22 protein-coding genes are annotated in these 23,139 nt (G+C 57.9%); 14 read left to right on the top strand and 8 right to left on the bottom strand.

What is annotated here, in order from left to right; translation table 11 throughout:
• Positions 1-3: 3 nt before the first annotated feature.
• Positions 4-2,346: an ATP-dependent DNA helicase RecG gene (gene recG / locus JAO29_RS01230; protein ID WP_334266351.1), complete on the bottom strand. Its 2,343-nt coding sequence runs from the start codon at positions 2,344-2,346 to the stop codon at positions 4-6.
• Between the two features lie 87 nt (positions 2,347-2,433).
• On the opposite strand from recG, the gene JAO29_RS01225 reads away from it, so the two are divergent.
• From JAO29_RS01225 to polA, 6 genes are all read left to right on the top strand, one after another.
• A complete protein-coding gene (locus JAO29_RS01225; protein WP_334266350.1) occupies positions 2,434-2,829 on the top strand; it encodes an ester cyclase in 396 nt (131 codons plus the stop codon).
• A 102-nt stretch (positions 2,830-2,931) separates the two neighbouring features.
• Complete coding sequence (locus JAO29_RS01220) at positions 2,932-3,834, top strand: ABC transporter ATP-binding protein (protein WP_334266349.1); 903 nt, start codon at positions 2,932-2,934, stop codon at positions 3,832-3,834.
• Positions 3,827-5,065, top strand: coding sequence for an ABC transporter permease (locus tag JAO29_RS01215; protein WP_334266348.1), 1,239 nt, complete (start codon positions 3,827-3,829; stop codon positions 5,063-5,065). Before JAO29_RS01220 ends, JAO29_RS01215 begins: the two co-directional genes overlap by 8 nt.
• A gap of 33 nt (positions 5,066-5,098) precedes the next feature.
• Complete coding sequence (locus JAO29_RS01210) at positions 5,099-5,740, top strand: lysophospholipid acyltransferase family protein (protein WP_334266347.1); 642 nt, start codon at positions 5,099-5,101, stop codon at positions 5,738-5,740.
• A 26-nt stretch (positions 5,741-5,766) separates the two neighbouring features.
• On the top strand, positions 5,767-6,873 hold the full coding sequence (gene queA, locus JAO29_RS01205; RefSeq protein WP_334266346.1) for a tRNA preQ1(34) S-adenosylmethionine ribosyltransferase-isomerase QueA: 1,107 nt from the start codon (positions 5,767-5,769) through the stop codon (positions 6,871-6,873).
• A gap of 75 nt (positions 6,874-6,948) precedes the next feature.
• Positions 6,949-9,957 (top strand): DNA polymerase I, encoded by a 3,009-nt coding sequence (polA, locus tag JAO29_RS01200; protein WP_334266345.1) that lies wholly within the window; start codon positions 6,949-6,951, stop codon positions 9,955-9,957.
• On the opposite strand, the gene JAO29_RS01195 is transcribed toward polA, so the two are convergent.
• Positions 9,950-11,188: a GGDEF domain-containing protein gene (locus JAO29_RS01195; protein WP_334266344.1), complete on the bottom strand. Its 1,239-nt coding sequence runs from the start codon at positions 11,186-11,188 to the stop codon at positions 9,950-9,952. The genes polA and JAO29_RS01195 overlap by 8 nt on opposite strands.
• A 330-nt stretch (positions 11,189-11,518) precedes the next feature.
• Between JAO29_RS01195 and JAO29_RS01190 the strand changes: the two genes are divergently transcribed.
• A complete protein-coding gene (locus JAO29_RS01190) occupies positions 11,519-12,253 on the top strand; it encodes a tetratricopeptide repeat protein (RefSeq protein ID WP_334266343.1) in 735 nt (244 codons plus the stop codon).
• Positions 12,254-12,259: 6 nt separating this feature from the next.
• On the opposite strand, the gene JAO29_RS01185 is transcribed toward JAO29_RS01190, so the two are convergent.
• On the bottom strand, positions 12,260-13,465 hold the full coding sequence (locus JAO29_RS01185; protein ID WP_334266342.1) for a potassium channel family protein: 1,206 nt from the start codon (positions 13,463-13,465) through the stop codon (positions 12,260-12,262).
• 85 nt (positions 13,466-13,550) lie between these two features.
• Here JAO29_RS01185 and JAO29_RS01180 point away from each other — a divergent pair, with 85 nt between their 5' ends.
• The 7 genes from JAO29_RS01180 (at position 13,551) to JAO29_RS01150 (ending at position 19,258) form a co-directional block, all read left to right on the top strand.
• Positions 13,551-13,958 (top strand): response regulator, encoded by a 408-nt coding sequence (locus JAO29_RS01180; protein WP_334266341.1) that lies wholly within the window; start codon positions 13,551-13,553, stop codon positions 13,956-13,958.
• 12 nt (positions 13,959-13,970) lie between these two features.
• Positions 13,971-14,195, top strand: coding sequence for a DUF2905 domain-containing protein (locus tag JAO29_RS01175; RefSeq protein WP_334266340.1), 225 nt, complete (start codon positions 13,971-13,973; stop codon positions 14,193-14,195).
• A gap of 104 nt (positions 14,196-14,299) precedes the next feature.
• Positions 14,300-15,853 carry an exodeoxyribonuclease VII large subunit gene (xseA, locus tag JAO29_RS01170; protein WP_334266339.1) on the top strand — a complete coding sequence of 518 codons (1,554 nt, stop codon included), beginning with the start codon at positions 14,300-14,302 and terminating at the stop codon, positions 15,851-15,853.
• Complete coding sequence (glmM, locus tag JAO29_RS01165) at positions 15,850-17,220, top strand: phosphoglucosamine mutase (protein WP_334266338.1); 1,371 nt, start codon at positions 15,850-15,852, stop codon at positions 17,218-17,220. Before xseA ends, glmM begins: the two co-directional genes overlap by 4 nt.
• Before the next feature lie 104 nt (positions 17,221-17,324).
• Positions 17,325-17,738 (top strand): hypothetical protein, encoded by a 414-nt coding sequence (locus JAO29_RS01160; RefSeq protein ID WP_334266337.1) that lies wholly within the window; start codon positions 17,325-17,327, stop codon positions 17,736-17,738.
• 5 nt (positions 17,739-17,743) lie between these two features.
• Positions 17,744-18,949, top strand: a complete 1,206-nt coding sequence (locus JAO29_RS01155) for a lactonase family protein (RefSeq protein ID WP_334266336.1) — start codon at positions 17,744-17,746, stop codon at positions 18,947-18,949.
• Between the two features lie 12 nt (positions 18,950-18,961).
• Entirely contained in the window at positions 18,962-19,258 is a 297-nt protein-coding gene (locus JAO29_RS01150) for a hypothetical protein (RefSeq protein WP_334266335.1), read from the top strand.
• Positions 19,259-19,260: 2 nt separating this feature from the next.
• On the opposite strand, the gene JAO29_RS01145 is transcribed toward JAO29_RS01150, so the two are convergent.
• The 5 genes from JAO29_RS01145 to JAO29_RS01125 form a co-directional block, all read right to left on the bottom strand.
• Positions 19,261-20,301: an NAD(P)-dependent alcohol dehydrogenase gene (locus JAO29_RS01145; RefSeq protein ID WP_334266334.1), complete on the bottom strand. Its 1,041-nt coding sequence runs from the start codon at positions 20,299-20,301 to the stop codon at positions 19,261-19,263.
• Positions 20,302-20,424: 123 nt separating this feature from the next.
• Positions 20,425-20,970 (bottom strand): adenine phosphoribosyltransferase, encoded by a 546-nt coding sequence (locus JAO29_RS01140; RefSeq protein WP_334266333.1) that lies wholly within the window; start codon positions 20,968-20,970, stop codon positions 20,425-20,427.
• A 7-nt stretch (positions 20,971-20,977) separates the two neighbouring features.
• Positions 20,978-21,259, bottom strand: a complete 282-nt coding sequence (locus JAO29_RS01135) for an acylphosphatase (RefSeq protein WP_334266332.1) — start codon at positions 21,257-21,259, stop codon at positions 20,978-20,980.
• A gap of 108 nt (positions 21,260-21,367) precedes the next feature.
• Positions 21,368-21,928 carry an elongation factor P gene (efp, locus tag JAO29_RS01130; protein WP_334266331.1) on the bottom strand — a complete coding sequence of 187 codons (561 nt, stop codon included), beginning with the start codon at positions 21,926-21,928 and terminating at the stop codon, positions 21,368-21,370.
• A 127-nt stretch (positions 21,929-22,055) separates the two neighbouring features.
• On the bottom strand, positions 22,056-23,132 hold the full coding sequence (locus JAO29_RS01125) for a nuclease (protein ID WP_334266330.1): 1,077 nt from the start codon (positions 23,130-23,132) through the stop codon (positions 22,056-22,058).
• Positions 23,133-23,139: the final 7 nt, after the last annotated feature.

Here is a 23,139-nt window from a genome sequence, read left to right as displayed (position 1 = left end):
TTGTTATGCCTCGACCAGACCGTAGCGGCGCTGCCACTGCTGTTTTAGCCTCGCCCATACTGCCTCACGTTCTTCCTTGCTAATCGAGGGGTCGGCACTTCCTGCAAATTGAGCTGCTTCAATCTTGGCCAGCTCAAGCAGCTTACGGTCCCGGATCAGATTGGCGACGCGGAATTCAGGCATTCCAGCCTGACGGGTGCCAAAAAATTCCCCAGGTCCCCGTTGTTCCAGATCCAACTCCGCCAGTTCGAATCCGTTCTGCGTGCTTACCATGGCGTCCAGCCTTGCCTCCGCCTGTTCACTCACCCTGTCGCCAGTCATCAGGATGCAGTAGCTCTTGGCAGAACCGCGCCCAACGCGACCGCGAAGCTGATGCATCTGGGCCAGCCCGAAGCGCTCCGCATGCTCGATCACCATAACTGTCGCATGGGGAACATCCACGCCGACTTCGATAACCGTTGTGGCAATCAGAACGTCAATCTCCCCACGCTGGAAACGTCTCATCACAATCTCTTTTTCGTCCGAGTTCAGCCGGCCATGCAGAAGCCCGAGCCTTAATCCTGAGAACGCTCCCTGCCGAAGTTCCTCATACATCTCGGTAGCGGCGCGCAATTGCTTCTTCGGAAACAGTTGTTCCTTCTTATCGGACTTGCCAGATTTCGTCGTTCTGCCCGGGCGAGGCTTCGCGACCTTCGGCGCTGCTGGACTACCGGATCCATGATTTGCCCCTACAGCATCGGTTGGCTCATCATGCGCGAAATCCAACTCAGGCTGGTCATCTTTTGCACCTTCAATCACCGGATAAACAATGTAAGCCTGCCTGCCTGCTGCGATTTGCTTCCGGACAAAAGCCCAGACTTCCTGCGACCGTTCCTCGCTCGTCCTGCGGGTGACGATGGGCGTTCGTCCTGGCGGGAGTTCATCGATCACACTTGTCTCGAGATCTCCATAGAGCGTCAGGGCAAGGGTCCGTGGAATCGGAGTCGCTGTCATCACCAGGACGTCCGGTTCTGCTGATTTACCATCCGCGCCGGGCTTCTTCATCAACTGAAATCTCTGTTGCACGCCGAAGCGATGCTGTTCATCGACGATCACAAGACCCAGCCGATCGAAGTCGACCTTCTCTTCAATCAAGGCATGGGTGCCGATCGCCAGCTCTGTTTCTCCGCGATAGATTCTCCCTCTTGCCTCGCGTTTTGCCGCTTCATCCAGTGATCCAGTCAGCAAGGTGATGCGGTAGGGCTTTCCCGTGCGTGGCGAGATGGCATTCCCAAGAAGCTTGCGAGCAGAAAGATAGTGCTGGGTTGCGAGTATCTCGGTGGGTGCCATCAGGGCTGTCTGGAAACCGTTTTCGATTGCGATCAGTGCGGCCTGCACTGCGACGATAGTTTTGCCTGAACCTACATCCCCCTGCAGCAGCCTGCGCATCGGTTGAGGTCTACGCATGTCTGCTGCAATCTCGGCCAGCACCCGCTTCTGCGCTGTTGTCGGATGGAAGGGAAGGACCTGTTTGATTGCCTTGCGAACATTTTCGCCGGTCGCGAACCCGAATCCGACCTGCTCCCGCATCCTTTTGCGCTTCAACTCTAATCCGAGCTCGAGGTAAAACAGCTCTTCGAAGATCAGCCGTCGATGCCCTGGTGTGCCCGCTGCAATCAGCTCAGTTGCTGGCACACCGGCGCCTGGAAAATGTACGGACCGGAGAGCATCGAGTCGCGCCGGCAGTTTAAGGCGGTTGAGCAGCGCCAAAGGCAACGTCTCCGGGACGCAATCGGCTGACGCCTGAAGCTCCTCCAGGAGGGTCCAGACGACCCGACGTAGCCAGCGAGAGGTAAGCTTTGCGCCCCATGCCGTTGTCCCGCCGAGGAACTCGTATACCGGAACGATCCTGCCCACCTCCAGGGAAGCAAGGTCCGCCTCGGGTGAGTTCGCCGTAGGCAGAATCTCGAACTGAGGCTGGATCATCTTGAACTTGCCTGCCGTGGAGCGAGAGCTCTCGAGCTTCCCGTACAGCGCGACCAGCTGTCCGGCTTGAAACCTGTCTTTCAAATAGCTGCCATGGAACCAGATGCACTTAACCGTATCCAGGCCCTGGCCCACGGTCATCTCGAAAATGGGCATCGACCGGGTTCGCAGCAGGGCAAATCCGCGCACCTCGCCAATCACCGACGCCATCGCGCCAGCCTTGAGTTCACGGATGGGAAGGGGGTTCAGGCGGTCTTCATAGCGAAACGGGAGATGGTACAACAGGTCTTCGACCGTATCGACTCCACGCTTTGATAGGGCCTGGGCGACCCTTTCCCCCACGCGCTTTACATATTTGATCTGAGTCGATAGTTCCAGCACAATTCGATGCTACCAAGCCTATAATTGCTCCGCTTTCCTCTTCAGGGCTCCGGGCCTTTCACTCATCGCCAGCTTGTGGAGGTTTCTATGACATTCCTTGAAAAGTGGTTCGAAGAAGTGTGGAACAAACGTCGAGAAGATGCGATTGACGAAATGGCCCTCCCTGAAGCGAAAACCTATGGTCTTGCCCACGTGGATGGATCGCAGGTGAGTGGGAGAGAGGCCTTCAAAGATTTCCATAGGCAGTTTTGCTCCAGCTTTACGGATATTCACGTCGAAGTGACGCATAGCCTCTCGGAGGGAGATCTGACCATGGCGCGCTGTGTCGTCAGCGGCGTGCACTCCGGCGATGGTCTGGGAATTCCCCCCACCGGCAGAAAGGTAGAGCTTAGCGGGATGTGTCTCGCTCGGATTGAGAACGAGAAGCTCGCGGAAGCGTGGAATAACTTCGATCTTGAAGCACTGTATCGCCAGCTCCAATAGCAGGGAAAGAGAGCGATGGCATGAGAATCCCACTGAGAGGGTCTTCAAAAGATATCGTAAGCTCCTGCTACACTGGCGAAAATCCTCAGCACTCGGAACTTCATGGCCATCGTTTCTCTTCAAGAGGTCTGCAAGACCTACGATACTAAGGTTGCTGTCGATAATCTCAGCTTCCGAATCGAACAGGGAAGCATGTTCGGCTTACTTGGACCGAACGGTTCCGGCAAGACCTCCTCCATTCGAATGATGATTGGGATGACGGTTCCCGATTCGGGATCGGTCACATTATTTGATCAGCCGTTCGATCGTAAAAATCTTCATCGCGTGGGCTATCTACCCGAAGAGCGAGGCCTCTACAAGAAGATGAAGGTCATCGACCAGCTCATCTTCCTTGGACAACTGCACGGACTCGAAACCACCAAGGCCACCAAGCGTGCCCATGCATGGTGCGAGCGCATGGAGATCACGGAAGCGATTCCCAAGAAGACGGAAGAGCTATCCAAAGGAATGCAGCAGAAGATCCAGTTCATCGCTGCGCTGTTACATGAGCCCGAGCTCATCATTATGGATGAGCCCTTCAGCGGGCTCGATCCCGTCAATGCAACGCTGCTGCAGGATATCCTGCTTGATCTCAACCGGCAGGGGCGCACCGTCCTCTTTTCTACGCATCGCATGGATCAGGTAGAGAAGCTCTGTGACACCATCTGCCTCATCCATCATGGCCGTTCCGTACTCTCCGGGCCGATGCAGGAGATCAAATCCCGCTACCCTAAGAATCGGGTGGCGATGGTGTTCGAAGGAGACGCATCTTTTCTGAATCATCCTGCTGTAGAGAGCGCGAAGAACTACAACGGCATGGCTGAGATCAAGCTCCGCGATGGTGCCGACGCGCAGGACATGCTGGCTGAGGCCATAGCCAAAGCGCGCATTACGCGATTTGAGGTTATGGAGCCTACATTGGAAGAGATCTTTATCGAGACTGTCGGAGGTCGCGTCGATGCGTAATGTTTGGTTGATTGCCAGGCGCGAATACCTCGAGCGCGTCCGCACACGGGCATTTCTTATCTCCACCCTTCTCATTCCTCTGCTGATGGGCGGTGGCATCATCGCCTCCGTAGTCAGCACGGGTAAGGCCAAGGCTGGCTCGCATATCACGATCGTCTCACGGGACCAGCGTCTGGCCGCGGATCTTCAGGACGAACTCCAGCATGGCAAGAACAGCCAAATGACAGTCGATGTCATCTCTCCCGGCAACAGCACCACCAAGTCCACTCTAGATTCCATGCTGGCCGACAAACAGATAGACGGCTACCTCTGGATTACGCCGGCCGATAATCCCGATGCTCGTCCCAGCATCTCGTACACACCGCGCTCGGCCGGAGATATCGCCACCAGGGATGCCATCACCTCCGCTCTGCGCACCGTGCTGATGCGGGAACGTCTTTCTCATCGGGGGATGGTGCCGCGCGATGTTGACTCGCTGATGGAACCCGTCAAGATCGATACCACTCAGGCCGGCAAGAATGCTGATATCACGTCGAGCTTCGTGGCTATCTATGTCCTCTTCTTCCTGATGTATATGGTTATCCTGCTCTACGGCATGAACGTCGCTCGCTCCATCATCGAAGAGAAGACTTCGCGCGTCTTCGAAGTGCTGCTGGCAACTATCAAGCCCGAAGAGATGATGGCGGGCAAAGTGATCGGCGTGGGTTCGGTAGGTCTGACCCAGGTGATCGTCTGGCTATTTACCGCCGTCCTGCTAACGAGTGGCTCGTGGATTAGCGCCATTGCGGGCGAGAAGGTTCATGTCTCCCTCAGCCCCATGCAGATCATCTTCTTCGTTGTCTATTTTCTGCTGGGCTATCTGCTCTATTCCTCGATCGCTGCCGCTCTGGGGGCGATGGTCAACTCAGAGCAGGAACTTCAGCAGTTCAACATGATCCTCGTAACACCCCTAGCCGCCTGCATGTTCGCGCTGGCCCCGGTCGTCAGCAATCCCAGTGGTGTCACTGCTCGGGTGATCTCCCTGATTCCGTTCTGCACGCCACTCATTATGTATCTGCGCATATCTCTGGCTACGCCTCCGGCCTGGGAGATCGCGCTCTCCATCCTGCTGATGGTTCTCTCGATCTACGGAGTTTTGTGGGTGGCGAGCCGGATCTACCGGGTCGGTATCCTGATGTACGGTAAGCGGCCGAATCTTCCCGAGATTCTGCGTTGGCTTAAGTACAGTTAGTCTCGTCTTTTGTGCAGGAAGTAAACTCAATCAGTGGCTGCAGCGTACACATTCAAACAGCGCGTGATGTTGGCAATTATCCCGCCTCTGGCGTACATGATCATCTGCCTGCTGGGTGTGACCCTTCGTTTTGAGGATCTCAGCGAACCCGGCGCGGAGCCCGCGTACCATACCCCCCCACCTCTGATTTACGCCCTCTGGCATCGCTGCCTGCTCGCCTGTGCGTGGCGCTTTCGTAATGGTCCCATCTACATCCTTGTCAGTCAGAGCTTCGATGGGGAGCTGATCGCCCGTACGGTTCAGCGGCTCGGCTTCGTGGCTGTTCGCGGTTCGAGCTCACGGGATGGCGCGGTAGGGCTTCGGAGCCTGCAAAGGGCATATCTGGCAGGGAACTACTGTGCGATCACCGCAGATGGCCCCCGCGGTCCCTCGCAGATCGCGAAGCTTGGAGTCACTCAACTGGCGCAAAATGTGAACGCTCCCGTTGGGGCTATTTATCTTCATCCCCATAGGGCCTGGACACTCCGTTCCTGGGACCGTTTCCTCATTCCCAAGCCGTTCTCGCGAGTCTCTGTAGGCTGGGCGGCTCCCGCGCCGGCCGACAAAGACAAGGTCCAGGCTGCCCTCGACCGCGCCGTCCTGATTGCACAATCCTCCCCATTGAAAGCACGCTGAAATCCAGACCGCTAAAATCAAAGACTGTGCGCGTATCCGACTTTCATTTCGATCTTCCTGAGGAGCTTATTGCGCAGACACCGCCGGCGATCCGCGGCTCCAGTCGAATGCTCGTCCTCGACCGCCGACTAAGGGAATATCGCGACAACTTCTTCCGCAATCTCCCGGACCTGCTTCATCCCGGCGACCTGCTAATTCTGAATGACAGCCGGGTCATTCCCGCGCGCCTCTATGCGACGCGCGCTCGCGGAGCTCAGACGCAGGCTGGTTCTCCCGATCCGAGCGGCCGCATCGAGGTCCTGCTGACGCAGCAGACCGGCGAATTTGACTGGACGGCTCTCGTCAGGCCCGGACGAAAGGTTCAGCCCGGCGAACGGCTTCTTTTTGCCGCGCCTGGTGATCCCACGCCGTTGCTTCAGGCAGAAGTCCTCACAGCCGAGGAATTCGGTGAGCGTACACTGCGCTTCGCTCCAACCCAGGAGTTTCGTGCCATTCTCGAGCGCATCGGCCACATGCCTCTGCCTCCCTACATTCATCGGGACGACACACCAGAAGACCGGGATCGCTACCAGACGGTCTTTTCCCGTGAATCAGGCTCCGCAGCCGCTCCCACCGCTGGCCTCCACTTCACTCCGGAGATCCTCGACGCGCTTCGTTTGCGTGGCATTCAGGTGGAAACCATAACCCTGCACGTCGGTCTCGGCACCTTTCAGCCTGTGAGAGCCGACAAGATAGAAGACATCCGTCTTCACGCGGAGCATTACACGTTACCGGCTAAGACAGCCGAGGCGATCAACTCCGCGCTTCGTGAAAAGCGTCGCGTCATCGCCGCAGGCACAACCACCACGCGCACCCTTGAGCACTGCGGGCAGATTGCCTCAACCGATGGCTTCGAGCCTCACGCCGGAATCCAGCTCCATCCTCATTCCGGCGAGACCAGCATCTTCATCCACCCCGGCTATCAGTTTCGAGTGGTCGGTGGCCTCCTGACCAACTTCCACCTTCCCGAATCCACGCTGCTTATGCTGGTCAGTGCCTTTGCCGGGAGAGATCCGGTTCTGGCCGCCTACAACCATGCTGTCCGCGAGCGTTACCGGTTCTTCTCGTATGGAGACTGCATGCTCATCCTGTAAGTCCCGGCAATCTGTTTCTGCGAGAAATCTAGGCCGCACACAATTCAGGCGTCGACGCGCTACCATCAAAAGTCTATGGCAAAGACGCCCTCCAAGCCCGCTGAGACCAAGATCGCCGCAACTAAGACTTCGAAGCCGCCCATCTATCTTCTCGACTCGATGGCATTCATCTTTCGGGCCTACCATGCGATGCAGCGCTCGCGGCCCATGTCTACACGCACGGGAATTCCGACAGCAGCCACCTACGTCTTCGTCAATATGATCAACAAGCTGCGGAAGGACTTCCAGCCCGAATACCTCGCTGCTGTCTATGACGTGGGCGCTCCCGTTCACCGCAACGAGATGGCGGCGCAGCTCAAGGATGTCAGGAAGTTCAATATCAAGACGCAGCAGTTCGAAATCACGGAATACGGCGGCTACAAGGCGAATCGCGCAGAGACGCCCCCTGACCTGATCCAGCAGCAGCCCTATATCCGTCGCGCGCTTGAGGCTTTCCGCATCCCTATCCTCTTCTACGAAGGCTTCGAGGCAGACGACGTTATCGGTACCCTCTCCTGCAAGCTTGCTGCCCTCGGTCATCACGTTTATGTTGTCTCGTCCGACAAGGACATGATGCAGCTGGTCAACGACCAGGTCTCCATTCTCAATCCGACCAAAGATAACCTCATTCTCGATCCTGCCGGAGTCGAAGCTAATCTCGGCATACCTCCGGAGCGGGTCATCGATGTCATGGCTCTTCGCGGAGATTCCATCGACAATATTCCTGGAGCACCGGGCATCGGAGACAAAGGATCGGTCGAGCTGATACAGCAGTTCGGCACGGTTGAAGCCGCCATTGAGACTGCCATAAAGGCGCCGGACTCCATCAAGCGCAAGACCTATCGTGAATCTCTCGCAAACAACCGAGACAACATTCTTCTCTCCAAAGAACTCGTCACGATCCACACCAACGTCCCCATCGAATATTCGATCGAGGCCATGCGCACACAGGCTCCGGATCTCGCTGCATGCCGTGCTCTCTTCTCCGAGCTCGAATTCACCACTCTGCTCAAAGACCTTGCGCCTGAGCCGGAGAACGCTGTCATCACTTATGAACTCAAGCCCACCGCGGTTCAGATCAAGCACCTTCTCGCGGAGGCGAGAACCATCAATCCTGCTACCAAACGTGCTCGCGGCCTTGCAGTCGCAATATTTGAAGATTCGCAGGCGATCGCCGAAGAGATCTCCGTAGAGGCTTCTGAGGATATTCCTGAATCCGAGCCCTCGCCTGCTGAAAACATGTCCCTCTTCGAAGTGGCAGCGCCCGACCCGAGAGACTTTATTGCTCCGAAACCGCCGGAGGATCCCGCCTGCCGGCTCGGTCTCGCCGTCAACGATCAGTTTGCCATCGAAGTCTCGCTCGATCAGCCCGAGATCAAAGAAGCACTCACGGATCCTTCTTTGCCCAAGGATGTCCACGACCTTAAGGCGGTCCTTCGCGCACTCGAACCGCACAATCTTAAGCTGCAGGGTCTGCGAAACGACGTGATGCTGCTGAGCTATCTGGTCAATCCGACCCATGGCTCGCACACCCTTCCCGATATCGCAGCCCGTAGCACCAGCCGCGCGCTGCATCATCAGCCGACCAAAGTAAATCCTAATGATTCCAACCGACTGGTAGAGGCTGCAGCGGCAATCGTCCGCCTCTCCACGACACTGGGCGAGCAGGTGTCTGCCTATGCTCCGACACAGCATCACATTCCCGCAGATCATCCTTCGCTTGGAGGCGCGGTTACCTCCGAGATGCTCTTTGCGACGCCTTCTCCCGCCGGGTCCTCATCGGAAGAGGGAGCGCTCTTTGCAGAGTCTTCTGTTTCGCCGCTCCAACACGTCTACGAGACGATAGATCTGCCGCTGGTACCTGTCCTCCTGCAGATGGAACGCGTCGGAGTTCGCATCGATCCGGAGTTTCTTCGCAAGATGTCTTCCCGTCTAGCCATCGAGATCGACAATCTTGCCGAGAAGATCTACGCCGACTCCGGCCATCGCTTCAATATCAACTCACCAAAACAGCTCGGGGATGTGCTCTTCAATAAAATGCTCCTCCCCAAACCGATGAAGTATGGAAAGGGAAAGGTCGTCTCTACTGCGCAGGATGTACTGGAAGAGCTTGCGGAGTCGCATCCCATCGCCGCTCTCGTGATCGAGCATCGCCAGCTTCAGAAGCTCAGGGGGACCTACTTGGATGCGTTACCCGTCCTGGCTGACTCCCAGGGGCGCATCCATACCACATTCAATCAGGTGGGAACCGCAACAGGCCGCCTCTCTTCGACCAATCCAAATCTCCAGAACATTCCCATTCGCACCTCGATAGGGCGCGAGATACGGGCAGCCTTCATCGCCGCGCCTGGGAACGTCTTGATGTCGGCCGACTACTCACAGATAGAACTGCGCCTGATGGCACATTTTTCTCAGGATCCACTGCTGCTCGACGCCTACCGCACCGGCAAGGACATCCACACTCTTACCGCCTCCGAGGTCTTCGGCGTCGATGCTGCGACGATGGACAAAGAAACCCGCAGTCGCGCAAAAGCCGTCAACTTCGGAATTGTTTACGGTATTTCGCCGTTCGGTTTGGCCGCGCAGCTCGGTATCGATCAGAAGACCGCCCGCGAATACATTGAGCGTTACTTTGATCGATACAAGGGCGTGAAGCAATTCATCGAACAGGTCCTTGAGACTGTGCGTCGCGAGCAGGCAGTCCGCACCTTCTTCGGGAGAGTTCGGCCCATCCCTGACATTCAATCCCGCAATCCCAACATGCGCGGCTTTGCCGAACGCACCGCCGTCAATACGCCACTCCAGGGAACGGCAGCGGATCTTATCAAGCTGGCGATGTTGCGTATCGATGCGGAGATCGCTCGCCGTAAACTCCATTCCCGTATGACTCTTCAGGTTCACGACGAGCTCCTCTTCGATGTGCTTCCAGATGAGGCAGAGGAGCTTCAGCAGCTTGTGAAGCATGAGATGGAGAGCGCTGCAGAATTTTCCGTCCCCATTGTGGCCGAAATTGGTGTCGGCAGGAACTGGCGCGATATCAAATAAGAGTTCGGGAAGATTCGGAAGTCGGAGCAGCCCCGACCACCATATTGCGTCCCTGGGCTTTCGCCTGGTAGAGAGCCCTGTCAGCCGCATCGAGAAGCTGTTCCGGCTTGTCGCGTAGCGTGGGGTACGCGCAGGCCACTCCACAGCTGACGGTGGCCCGGATGCTCATATCGTATGGACCTTGCGAAGGATCAAGCGCCGGAAATCCAGCCAGCTCCACCATCCTCCGTAGCCGTTCTGCGACCATCATCGCAGCGCTCTCTGGCGTTCTGGGTAGAAGAATGACGAACTCTTCGCCGCCAAACCGAGCTGCGTAGTCATCCTTGACGCGAAGAGCCTGCTGCAAAAGCGACCCGATCCGCTTCAGCACTTCATCTCCATACAGATGGCCATAGCGGTCATTCAGGCGTTTGAAGTGGTCCACATCAACGACGACGACAGACAATGCCGTACCGGTTTGGAGTGAATTCTTCCAGAGTTCCCTGTACTGCGTATCGAAAGATCTCCGATTTGCAAGACCCGTCAGGGCATCGCTCTCGGACCTTCGAAGCAGCTGGGCGTTCAGCCGGTTGAGATCGGCAACAAGAAGTTCCCCCCGGAGGTGAAGGAGATAGTTCAGCCGTTCCTCACGGCAGCTCCCGTAGTTCCCTACAAGCGTGATCGCCATCACTCCTAGGACCAGTCCCAGGCCGAAGATCTTGTCGCCCGGCTCCAGCATCCGATCCCTCCACAGGAAGACCACGTCGCCGCAGAGCATGGTTACCGTCGTCGCGAGTGCATACGGCATTCGCAGTCGCATCACCGTGTTTACGAACAGGACGACGGCCAACACGGTCATCTGGACATAGGCTGAGGCCACTCGGCTGCGGTCGAACTCCAGATAGAGCTGACACAATCCTGCCAGGCAGGCGCCGATCGCAATGCTCGACTCGCGGAAGATCCGTTTTGGCTGCCGTAGGACGCTGGCGTTTACCAGCAGGCAGATTGGGGTGACGACCAGCAGCCGGAGAACGAAAGCTCTTCGGAACCGGTCGGGCGACCCGTAGTAGTCGGCAATCAGGAAGAGATCGAACAATAGGATCGCGATCAGCCCTTCGAGCCACAGGCGTCTCGATCTCCGCTTCAGGGTCTCCTGCTCGAAGCGCTCTTCAAGATCTTTTGGGAAGGTAAGCCACATGAACCGCAGACCGGAAAGTCTCTGGATCTGCCGGTTCACAACCTCACTCTGCACTGGCGAATTATTCGGCATAGGCGGTGGCACACAAGGAAACTGTCGGGGCGCTCTCTTCTCCTCCGGGGACATCCTCCAGCGATGTGTGCCGGCCTGCAAAACCTTCGTCTTTCAATAGATTAGACGCTTATCTGGAGCTGCAGAACCGGGAAAATTGCTCTATTGACGGAGAGAAAATTTTCCCACCCATCGCACTTTTAGCAAAGGGAATTATTTGTCGACTATCTCTGGCCGAAAGAATCTTTGCTTGCTGGTAAACTTAAGCTTTGTTTCGGAGCGGTTCGCTCCATACGGAATTGCCACTGCAAGTTTAAAGGAAGATCCGACCCCGTGGACCAACAGACTCGCCAAGCACTCAAGCACGATCAACTCGCGGATACTGCTCAACATGGCCTGGATTGGGCCACCGAGAACCGCCGCACTCTGGTCGTTGTCAGTGCCATCGTTGCAGCACTCATCGTCATCCTCGCAGTCGGCGCTTTTATCTTCAATCACCGCAGTGAGCAGGCCACCACAGCCTTCGGAGAGGCAATGCAGGCCTACCAGGCGCCGCTTGCGTCTCCGGGCCAGCAGGTCCCCCCAGGTGTGAAGACCTATCCTTCCACCGCCGAGCGCGCCAAGGCTGCCAACCAGCTCTTTCTCAAGGTTGCGGATAGCTACGGCATGACTTCGAGCGGCAAACTCGCTCGCTACTTCGCAGGGCTCACCTATATGGAGGCCGGCGAGAACTCCCAGGCGGAAAGCACCTTGAAGGACGTCGCCGGGAGCTGGAACGGCGATCTCTCCTCCCTCGCCAAGCTCGCACTCGCGCAGCTCTATCGCAAGACTAATCGCGATGCGCAGGCAGTTGAGGTCTACAACGACCTGACGGCTCATCCCACCAATTCGGTCCCTGCCGGAACAGCGCAGCTTCAGCTCGCGGACCTCTATGAGTCTGAAAACAAGCCGGAGCTGGCGAAAAAAGTCTACGCCCAGCTGAAGGACAAAGACGCCAAGGGCCCCGCCGGAATGATTGCAGCTCAGAAGCTGAATCCCTCCGCCACTCCATCGCCTGCTGCTCCCTAAGGCTGATTAGTGATCGTGGTCGTCTCGTAAGAATGCGGCAGCAGCAGAGCGATCGACAGGTAGACCCTCAGACCGCCTTGTCTCCGCCTCTGCACGCAGCTTTGAGAGTAGCCTCCACTGATCCTTCTCTTTCACAATCGGAACCCACGCAGGAAGCGGCATCTTTAGGTAATCCGACAGCGCCCCGGCGTATGGCTCATAGAGACTACGGATTGTGTGCAGTCTTTCTGCCGACGCCTTATCTCCGCACAGCCGAAGCTTAACCTCGCCAAGTACATTGCAGAGCCTGTTGAAGTCTTCATCGGGCAGTCGCTCACGCGTCGCCTGATCGGTCCATACTTTCTGCTCCTGAATGTGAAATACATTCCCCAGGTCAATTAAGGCATGACGCGCCATGACAAACGTAAGCTGCGCCTGCCTGGATGCAGGTCCCTCCAGTACCGAGATCAGAAGAGCGCACGAGTCCAGAATGGATACCAGGGCTGAAAGCCAGCTCTGGTTATCGTGCTGCGACCGGTAATAGCAGAGAATCGGATAGGAGATATGAGACTCCAGAATCTCAGCCGACCATCGTTCCCATTCTGCCAGCAATGCGATCAGAGCCTCTTCGCTGCCCTCGAAGCTATGTCTCCGTAGTAGCTCAGCCGCGGTAGGCGGAGAGCCCGCACGCGCATCCAGCAGCGCAATACTCACCTCTCGCCGTGAGAACGACTGGTAAAGTACCGGCAGGTAGCCAATCACCAGGGCCACGAATCCCAGTCCAACTCCGGACTCGAAGATGATCAGCGTTCTTGCTTCCAGGCTGTGGGGAACGACATCGCCAAGCCCGAGGGTGAACATGGTTGTGCCGCTTACATAAAGCGCTGTGCGGAACTTCGAAAGTCCCACCGAGCTCTGTACTCCCATGACATCGGTGAAGGGCGTGCCCAGGGCGAAGTAGAAGAGTCCGAAACCAAAGATCAGAAGCATCGCCCATAAGAGCAGCAGAAGAATGAGAGAAAGTGGACCGTAGACGCTGTAGATGTTCTCGCGTCGATTCGCTGAGCTGCTCCACTCCGCAATCGTCTTCCACGGGCTCCAGGTGGCAATCAAAAATATTCGAGTAATTCGAAATCGGCCCGTGGCCCTTCGCGGCAGAATGATCGTCTGAAAGGCGTCCAGGAAGACCGTGGAGCAACAGAGAATGCCGCCTATAAGTGCAAGAATATGCAAGTTCTACTTCCTGAACAGCATGTCGCGAAACGTTGGCAAGAGGGTATTAGGCAGGTCTGGCACTTGAAATGCTTCTACAAGCTATGTGCTTCCGAGAAATAAAACCATAAATCCGTCTCCCCGCCGGGTATTGATAGTAGATGACGATCACCTGGTAGCCGATACACTAAGCGTCATCTTCGAGAGAAGCGGCTTTGACGCCCAGGCCCGCTACTCCGCAGACGATGGGCTGGAATACGCGCGGGAGTTCCGTCCACATCTCCTGCTCTGCGATATCTCTATGCCCGGGCGGGACGGACTGTCGCTGATGCAGGACATCGTTCAGGAGATGCCAGCTTGCCGGATCCTGGTGCTCACCGGGTCCTACGGCAACCTCAAACATATCAAGGAGTGTACGGACCGCATCCGCGGCCCTGTAGGCCTTCTGACCAAGCCCTGCCCCCCGGAAGACCTTCTCCGGAAGGCTACCCAGATCCTCTTCGCTGGCGCATGATCAAATGTAGATATGTCTGACCTGGGACGCATCCTTATCGGGCTTGGCATTCTTCTTGTCGTGGTAGGGATCTTCTTCGTGATCTCTTCGCGCCTGAATCTCCCCCTGGGGCGGCTCCCCGGCGACTTCTCCTGGAGAGGGAAGGGCTGGGCCGTCTCTTTTCCGCTCGCCAGCTCGGTCCTCATCAGCGTTGTTCTAAGCCTTCTTTTCTGGCTTTTCGGACACTTTCGTCGGTAGAAGATTTTTCCGCCTCTTTCACCGTTTCTACCCACCCGGATGACCCGTGAGCCGACCACTCCTGCCTGACTTCTCTCAGTCCCGGCTGCTAGACTCAGCTCTATATGTCTTCCCGGGAGCAAAATTCGCCCTCGCTCGCCAGCCTTCGTGCAGGCCGAGGCGGTCTTCGCTCCAGCCGCGCGGGACGAGAATCGGAACAACCAGCCACAGGTCAGACCAGTCTCCTCTTTACGCCAGGTACGCCGGCAACGGTCGAAGAGCCCACACCTCCACTGGAATCTTCTGAGACGGTCTCCACTGCTATCCCGGAGCGGCGCATCTGGGCCGTCGCGAACCTCGTCGCCAGCATCCGCAAACAAATCGAGGCGACCCATACCGACATCTGGGTCGAGGGAGAGATCTCCAACTGCCGTCCCGCCCCCTCCGGACACATCTATCTCACCCTCAAAGATGCCGACGCGCAGCTGCCCGTAGTACTCTTCCGTCGCCAGGCGCAGCTCCTCCGTTTTCGGCCTATGGATGGCCTGGCCGTTCTGGTGCGCGGACGCGTCTCCATCTACGAGTCCCGCGGTCAGCTTCAGTTGATCGCCGAGACGATGGAACCCCGCGGTGCCGGTTCACTTCAGCTTGCCTTCGAGCAGCTAAAAGGCCGCCTTATGGCCGAAGGACTCTTCGACGCATCCAGAAAGCGCGCTCTGCCTGCCTTTCCGCATTGCATTGGCATCGTGACCTCTCCCGCTGGCGCCGTCATCCGCGATATCGTTACGGTCATCCGGCGCCGTCACGCCCGACTCAACCTGCTCGTGTACCCCGCGGTCATGCAGGGCCCGTCCAGCCCCTCCTCTGTCGCCGCGGGAGTTCGTTTCTTTAATCGAAATCCCGGACTTGCAGATCTCATCCTCATCGCTCGCGGCGGAGGGTCGATGGAGGATCTGGCCTGTTTCAATGACGAAGCTCTGGCCCGCATCATCGCATCGTCTGAGCTGCCCGTCGTCTCCGCAATCGGCCACGAAACTGACTTCACCATCGCGGACTTCGTCGCCGATCTTCGCGCGGCGACACCGTCCGCCGCCGCGGAGCTAATTACCGCGGCTCAGCACCGCATCGAAGACCGCGTCGACCAGCTCTCTGTCCGCGTTCGTCGCGCCATGCGCCTTCATCTGCTTGAGGCGCGTCAGCGCTACACAGGTCTCTCGGCTCCTGTCGTGCTGCGGCGTGTCTACGATTCCATCAACCGTCGTGGGCAACGAATGGACGAACTGTTGCTGCGGCTGGACCGCTCTTCTGCCCGGACACTCCGCCAGCGAGGCGAGAAGCTTCGCGCGCTCCAGGAGCGCCTTCGCCGCCAGGACATCGGGCTCCGGCTGGCCACATCCCATCGCCGCGTTGACCGGGGAACCGTACACCTCGACCGCGCCATGCGAGAGGCGGTCTCTCGTCGCCAGGGCCGTCTCGACGCCGCCTCGGCAAGGCTGCAGGCCCTCTCACCTTTGCGTGTCCTCGCCCGAGGATATGCTCTCGTTTACGCTGAAAACGGAATGCTCCTGAGGTCTTCCAGCGAAACCGCACCCGGTCAGGAAATTCGGGCCCGTCTTGCCTCAGGAACGCTTTCGGCAAAGGTCACCGCAACCGATTCAACGGAGAACAGCAACTCATGAAGAAGCTCTTTGGAACCGATGGCATCCGCTCTATTGCAGGACAGTATCCGCTCGATGCGGCCAGTGTCCATGCTATCGGCCTTGCTCTGGCACACACCCTTTCAGCCGACTCAGCCTCTCCGCGCGTGCTGTTCGGGATGGACACCCGCGAGTCGGGTCCAGCGATCGCCGCCCAGCTGACCTCCGGTCTGCTCGCTGGTGGTGCCACCGTAGAGAGCGCAGGAGTCATCACCACCCCCGCGATCGCCTATCTTACTCGTGCTCATGGGTTTGCTGCAGGAATCGTGATCTCGGCCTCGCATAATCCGTGGCAGGACAATGGAATCAAGGTTTTTGGCCCGGATGGCTTTAAGCTTCCTGATGCGACCGAGCTGGCAATTGAAGAAGAGATCTTTAAGCGCATCGAGAGCTCGACTTCCGCTGCCGTTCCGAACGATACAACGCTGGCCTCACCGAGTGCTCCTCCCGTCAATGAGGCTGATCGGGCGGACTATGTTCGGTTCCTGCTGGCCTCCGTTCCCGGCCTTTCGCTCGACAATCGCCGTATCCTGATCGACTGTGCAAACGGAGCCGCCTCGGCCGTCGCCCCGGAACTCTTTGCCCTGATTGGCGGGGCAGAGGTCATCATCACCCACGCCTCACCGGATGGTCGCAACATCAACGAAAACTGCGGCGCGCTCCATCCTGAGATCGTTGCCGCCCAGGTACGTCATCAAAAGGCAGATCTCGGAATCACCTTCGATGGTGACGCCGATCGCGCGCTCTTTGCCGATGAGCACGGCCGTGTCGTCAACGGAGACGCCGTTCTCCTGCTCGCAGCCCGTGATCTTCAAGCCCGCGATCTGCTTACCAACTCCACCGTGGTGGCAACCACCATGTCGAACATGGGACTCGAGGCTGCGCTCAAACGCAGTGGAATCCAGATGCTTCGCGCTGCGGTGGGCGACAAATATGTGCTCGAACAGATGCTTTCCACCAACGCCGCACTCGGTGGCGAGCAGTCGGGCCACATCATCTTCTCGGGTCGTTCAACGACCGGAGACGGCCTCCTCACTGCGCTGCTGCTGCTCGATATCGTTCAGCGCAGTGGCAAAAGCCTCTCCGAGCTGGTGGCCGATCTCAAGGTCTTCCCCCAGGTCATTGTCAACGTCAAGGTCCGCGAGAAGAAGCCGCTCGAAACCATCCCGGCGGTCGTGGCCGCAATCGCCGCTGCAGAGTCCGAGCTGGCCGAAACTGGCCGCGTCGTCATCCGCTACTCAGGCACGGAGGCCCTCGCCCGGGTCATGATCGAGGCCGAATCCGAACCAGTCATGCGTCGTCACGCTGACACCATCGCTGGCGCAATCCGTACAGAACTTGGGATATAAACCGATATTCCTCGACGATCATCAGGCATGGCTGCAGACTGCGACCTTGCCCGTCTCCGAGTCACTGAACTAAGCTAGGACTAACCATGTATGAAGATTTCAAAGTGACAGATCGCTGGACCGGCGAGGAACTCCACTGCCAGTGGAAGGGAACTGTCGTCGCCATTGCCACGCGCCACGCCGATGCCACGGATATTCGCTTCGGCGTCAACAAGCGGCCGGTCTGGATTGCTATTCCCAATCTCGCCTGGGTCGAACACAAGCACCGCACCGGCTACGTCATCACCGACTATCTCGCCGCGCAGATTGCAGGCCGCTATCTCAAGCAAGCCATTGAGTCCGGCTACGACAACGGTCGGGAGATGTACACAATGACGGTGGATGAAGCCCTGGAGCAGGCCGATCACGTCGTCCGGGAGGTGGGTCATACCTCTCAGCTGCCCAGTCTGCCGATCATCAATGAGAATGTCCGGGCCGAAGATGAGATGGCAATCCACCTTCCAGGAGAGCCAGCCTAGCTGCCATGACGACGACACGCCGGCGCTTCCTTTTTCTTTTCCCGGCCTACGCTGCTTCCACTCAGCATTTAAGATCGCCCTTTCATAAGAAGAAGCCTCTTCCTCCTGCTCCCCCGCGCGTCTACATCGGAACTGACACTGCCAGGGGAGTCAGCAAGGGAATCTACCAGGCAAACTTCAACTCCTCCACCGGGCAGCTCAGCGTGCCCGTATTGGCTGCGCAAACCTTGCGGCCTTCCTATCTCGCTCTTTCGCCCCTGCGAGCGGGGAAGCGCTCTCTCTTTGCCGTAAACGCTGTGCCTGACCCCTCGGCGACCGTCACCACCTTCGATCTGGATACGGCAACCGGAATCCTGACCGAGAAAAGCAAGGTAACGTCAGCTGGCGCCGGTCCCGCCTATATCTCGGTCGATTCCACCGGCCACGCTGCGTTCGTAGCCAACTACTTCGGGGGAACGATCGCTTCCTACGTCATCCAGCCGGATGGGTCCCTCTCCCAACCAGTAGATACCTTCGACTACAAGGATCCGAAGTTTGGCCACCATGGTCCGGTTCCTGTACGTCAGGACGGCCCCCATCCGCACTCGGTCTTCGTCTCGCCGGACGACCGCTTTCTCATCGTCAACGATCTCGGAAACGATGCCCTGAGCGTGTTTCGAATCGATCCTGGCACGGCGAAACTGACTCCCTCGGATCCTCTGCTGACCAGCCTTCGCCCCGGCTCCGGCCCACGGCATATCGCGTTTCATCCCAATGGCAGGTGGGTCTATCTCATCAATGAGCTCGACTCAACGCTCGACCATCTCCTCTGGACCACGACGCATTCGGTGACCCATTCGCAGGCGTTCCTGGTCAACACCAACAGCCCGGTCAAGACCATCGCCCAGGGCTTCCCGGCTGACAAAAACACCGCCGCAGAGGTGATGATCTCACCGGATGGAAACTTCCTCTACGCCAGCAATCGCGGAGAAGATACCCTCGTCGTCTTCTCCATCGCCGAGAAGGGCACTCTTAAAGAGGTTCAACGCATCTCCTGCGGGGGCAAAACTCCCCGGCACTTCACCTTCGATCCAACCTTCAACTGGATCCTCTGTGGCAATCAGGACTCGGCTTCCATCACGGTTTTTCGCCGCGATCAGGGAACAGGCAAACTCGCCGGCCCCGCGCAGACTGTACCGGTCGACTCTCCCCTGTTTACTCTCTTCGCCTGAGGGCCTCTTCGCATGTTTGCCCATCGGCTCTCTATCGAACGCATCGATACCGAAGGGATGGCCCATCCTTGTCCCATTCGCTGGATAGACAGCTTCGCCATGCGGAACTTCACCAACGACGCGGTCTTCGACGACACGCTTCCCGTCGCTGACGGCCTATTGGAAGTCGGGAATCGTGTGCCACTGGATCGACTTGCAAGCAGCATGGAGAACTGGTTCCGTCGCAAAACTACATCGGGCCCGGAGAGTCTCTGCGGATTACCTCCGCCTCTCCGGGCCCGATGTAAAGCTGTGAAACCTATCCTGTAGGTTTACAGAGTCTTCAGATCCAGCACGAACCGGTACTTTACGTCGCTCTTCAGGACGCGCTCCCAGGCCTCGTTTACCTCTCCGAACGTCGTCATCTCGATATCCGAGACGATGTTGTGCTTGCCGCAGAAGTTCAGCATCTCCTGCGTCTCGGCGATGCCGCCAATCATCGAACCCGAGAAGTTCTTCCTTCCCAGAATCGAGAAGGCTGAAACCGCCAGCGGATTCTCCGGAGCCCCAACCAGGCACAAGGTTCCATCTCGCTTCAGCAGCGACAGGTAGGAATTGATGTCATGGTCCGCTGAGACGCAATCCAGAATGAAATCGAAGGTTCCGGCATGTTCTCCGGTCCAGCCCTCTTCTTTCGTGAGGATCACCTCATCGGCTCCCAGCTTCTTCGCATCTTCGATCTTTGACGCCGATGTTGTGAACAGCACCGTCTTCGCGCCAAACGCATGCGAAAACTTCAGGCCCATGTGTCCCAGTCCTCCGAGACCCACGATGCCGACCTTTTTACCGGGGCCGACGTTCCAGTGCTTCAGGGGCGAGTAAGTCGTGATTCCGGCGCACAACAGCGGTGCAGAGGCGGCAGGGTCAAGATTAGCGGGAATGGACAGTACAAAATCCTCGTCCACGACAACGTGATTGCCATACCCACCGAAGGTGAGACGGCCATCCTTACCGCGCGAGTTATACGTAAAGACGGTCTCGCCTCGCTCGCAGTACTGTTCCTCGCCGTCCTTGCACGAACCACATTCACGGCACGAGTCGACCATGCAGCCTACGCCAACCAGATCTCCCGCCTTGAACTTCGTTACCTTTGCGCCTACCCGCGCTACTTTGCCGATGACCTCGTGCCCCGGAACCATCGGATAGAGGGCATTACCCCACTCGTCTCTCGCCTGGTGAATATCCGAGTGACAGATGCCGCAAAAATCCACATCGATCAGAACATCCTTTTCACTCGGTTCGCGATGTTCATAAGCAAAAGGCGCAAGAGGCGTCGTCGCCGCCTGTACGGCGTAACCATTTGTTGCAATCATTCCTATTTCTCCAATTCATGGGAGGGCTGTTGATTGGATGCGTCAAACTCACGAATGACGCAGTCACAACGCACATGGAACAAACCGGCGAGCCTTCTGGCCAGCCGGTTCCGATTCTGCGCCTTACTCGTTGTAGTGCAGCAGACTCAATACGTCGTACTCTGGAAACTTCTCTCTTCCCTTGAGGAAGTCCAGCTCCACCGCAAATCCAAGTCCGGCAATCTCTCCGCCCATCTGCCGCACCAGCTGTACCGTCGCCTGCATCGTGCCGCCGGTTGCCAGCAGGTCATCGACGATGATCACGCGTTGGCGTGGCTTGATCGCATCAAGATGGATCTCGAGCGAATCGGTTCCATACTCCAGGTCATAGCTCACGCGTGCCGTCTCGGCGGGAAGCTTCTTCGGCTTTCGCACGGGAACGAATCCCGCATTCAGACGATAAGCCAGTGCAGGGCCGAAGATAAATCCACGCGCTTCGATGCCCAGCACAAGATCGATATCCTGGCCGATGTAATACGCTGCGAAGGCATCGATCAGCTGCGCAAAACCGGTCTTGTCTTTAAGGAGCGTCGTAATGTCGTAAAACAGAATTCCCGGCTTGGGGAAGTCGGGTACCGTTCGCACAAGAGCCTTCAACGGCTCACAATTAATCAGATTCGCGTTCTGCATTCTTCTCCTACCAGGCTCCTTCGATTACAAACGGTCCCAGCTTCTCATCTTCACTGTCAGCCAGCTGCTCTTCGAGGACGGCGTCCACGCGGCTACCCCGCGATCCCTTTTTCAGGGAGGACTTGAGCTCAGCCAGCCTCTCCGCATCACCGGAGGCGACCACCTCAACATGACCTGTCTCAGTATTGCGAACCCATCCACGCAAGCCAAGCTCCGCCGCCTCGCGATGCACGAACCAGCGGAAACCCACACCCTGAACCCGGCCTTTGACGAGGTAATAACGCACCATGGAGCCTTCAGTTTCGCAGAGCGTTCCCACACCACGCAAGCCGACACCCCGCAAGGCAAAGGGGCAGAGCCTGCGCTCCGCCCCATCTCAGTCTCGATTCAACTTGTGTTACGCGCGGCTCATGTACGCGCCTTCAGCAGTATCCACGCGAATCTTCTCGCCTTCATTGATGAACGGAGGAACCTGGACGACCAGACCTGTCTCCAGCTTCGCAGGCTTCGTCACGGAAGACGCCGTCGCCGACTTGATGCCTGGCTCCGTCTCCATGACCGTCATCTCGACCACATTCGGCAGCTCGATGCCAACAGCCTTACCGTCGTGAAAGCTTACGGCAATCGTAAGGTTCGGCAGCAGATAATCCACGGCATCCCCCAGCGTCTCGCGCTTCAGATGAGTCTGCTCGAACGTCTCCATGTCCATGAAGTAGTAGTCGTCCCCGTCGCTGTACAGGTACTCCATCTTCACTTCGTCCACGATTACCCGATCGATTGGGTCAGGCGAACGGAAGCGCTCGACAAACATAGCGCCGGTACGAATGTTCCGAAGCTTTGCCTGGATAAAGGCGCGGAGATTGCCTGGCGTGCGGTGCTCCACCGAAAAAACGAGGTGAAGGTCGTCCTTAAACTTGATAACCATGCCCGGTCGCATCTGCGTTGCGGGAATCGACATTGAAAACCCCTGATCTTGGCTGAATCTTCAGCTTGTTTTGAGAGTTTGCTCGGCGGCAGCGCCAGCCCTGGCGTCCGATCAACCCGAGTCTCTATCTATTGTATCGCAGCGCCTGACTCCATCTGTCCTAGCGGCCGCCAAACAGCCTCTTGAAGAACCTTCCAATCGAATGAATCAGATCATTCGGCGAAGGAGCTTCAGGGGGTGGGGGAGCTTCAGCCTTTGTCGTTGCTGCACTCTTTGCAGGGGCCTCTTCCGCAGCAGCCGGAGCAGGAGCCACGACCGCTGCCTTGTCATCGGGAACCTTCGCCGCAACACCTTCAGCTGGAACTCCAGGCGACGATCCGCGCTCAGTTCCGCCCGCAGTGCCGCTTCCAGATCCATCCTCAGTCCCGCCGGAACCGGCGCTGGCATTACCGCCGTAACTCAGCGTCGTCGAAACCTGTGCGTGCACCGTGCCCGCAGGAGCCTGCGGAGGGCCGCTCACCGGCGCCAGACCCGCGCTCTGGGCTGCCGGAAATGGATGCTGTTCCGCTACCGTCGTCGCTGCCACCGCACTCCCGGGAGTCGCCACCGCAGGACCGCTCACTCCAGCATCCGCTACCGAAACGACCGGCTCTGCCGGACATCCGCACGGTTCGCTCTCCTGGTCGACGACCTCTTTCAGGCTTCCATGCTCAAACAGCACATGCTGGCCGGCCTTCACCACATAGCTCGACTCGCCAAACTGGTCCGCAACGTTCACTGCCGGTGCCGCAGCACCGCGATTCTCCACGCACGTGTCGCCATTTCTCGCGACCCGTAACCGAAGATCCACCGCCCCCGGCGCACTCATCGTGAACCTCAGGTCCGGCGTTATCACCACATCGCTCGCAGAGACACGTGTCGCAATCTCGATCGCGCCGCGGTCCAGCGACAGCATCAGCGGAGGCTCCACCGCTCCCTTGCCTGCCGTCACATGCAAACCGCTGGTCGAGCACACCCGGATCGCCCCGCCACGTTGCAGCTTTACCTCTGCCGTATGGTCGCGGGCCGTAACCGTCGAAGCTCCCACCAGCTCGATGCGACCGTTGGCGACCTCCAGCGCACCCGCCACTGTCGCATCCTCTGCTCCGACCGATCCAATCTTCTGCTGGCCCCAGGCCGCAGGCGCGGCAAGGGCGAACGCCAGCCCAATCGTCAACCTCTGCCGACCTGTCTTCACGTGCCCA

It is taken from the genome of Edaphobacter sp. HDX4 (assembly GCF_036877565.1).
Lineage (GTDB): Bacteria > Acidobacteriota > Terriglobia > Terriglobales > Acidobacteriaceae > Edaphobacter.
Note: the sequence above shows the minus strand (reverse complement) of the source record. Positions and strands in the feature narration are given on the sequence as shown.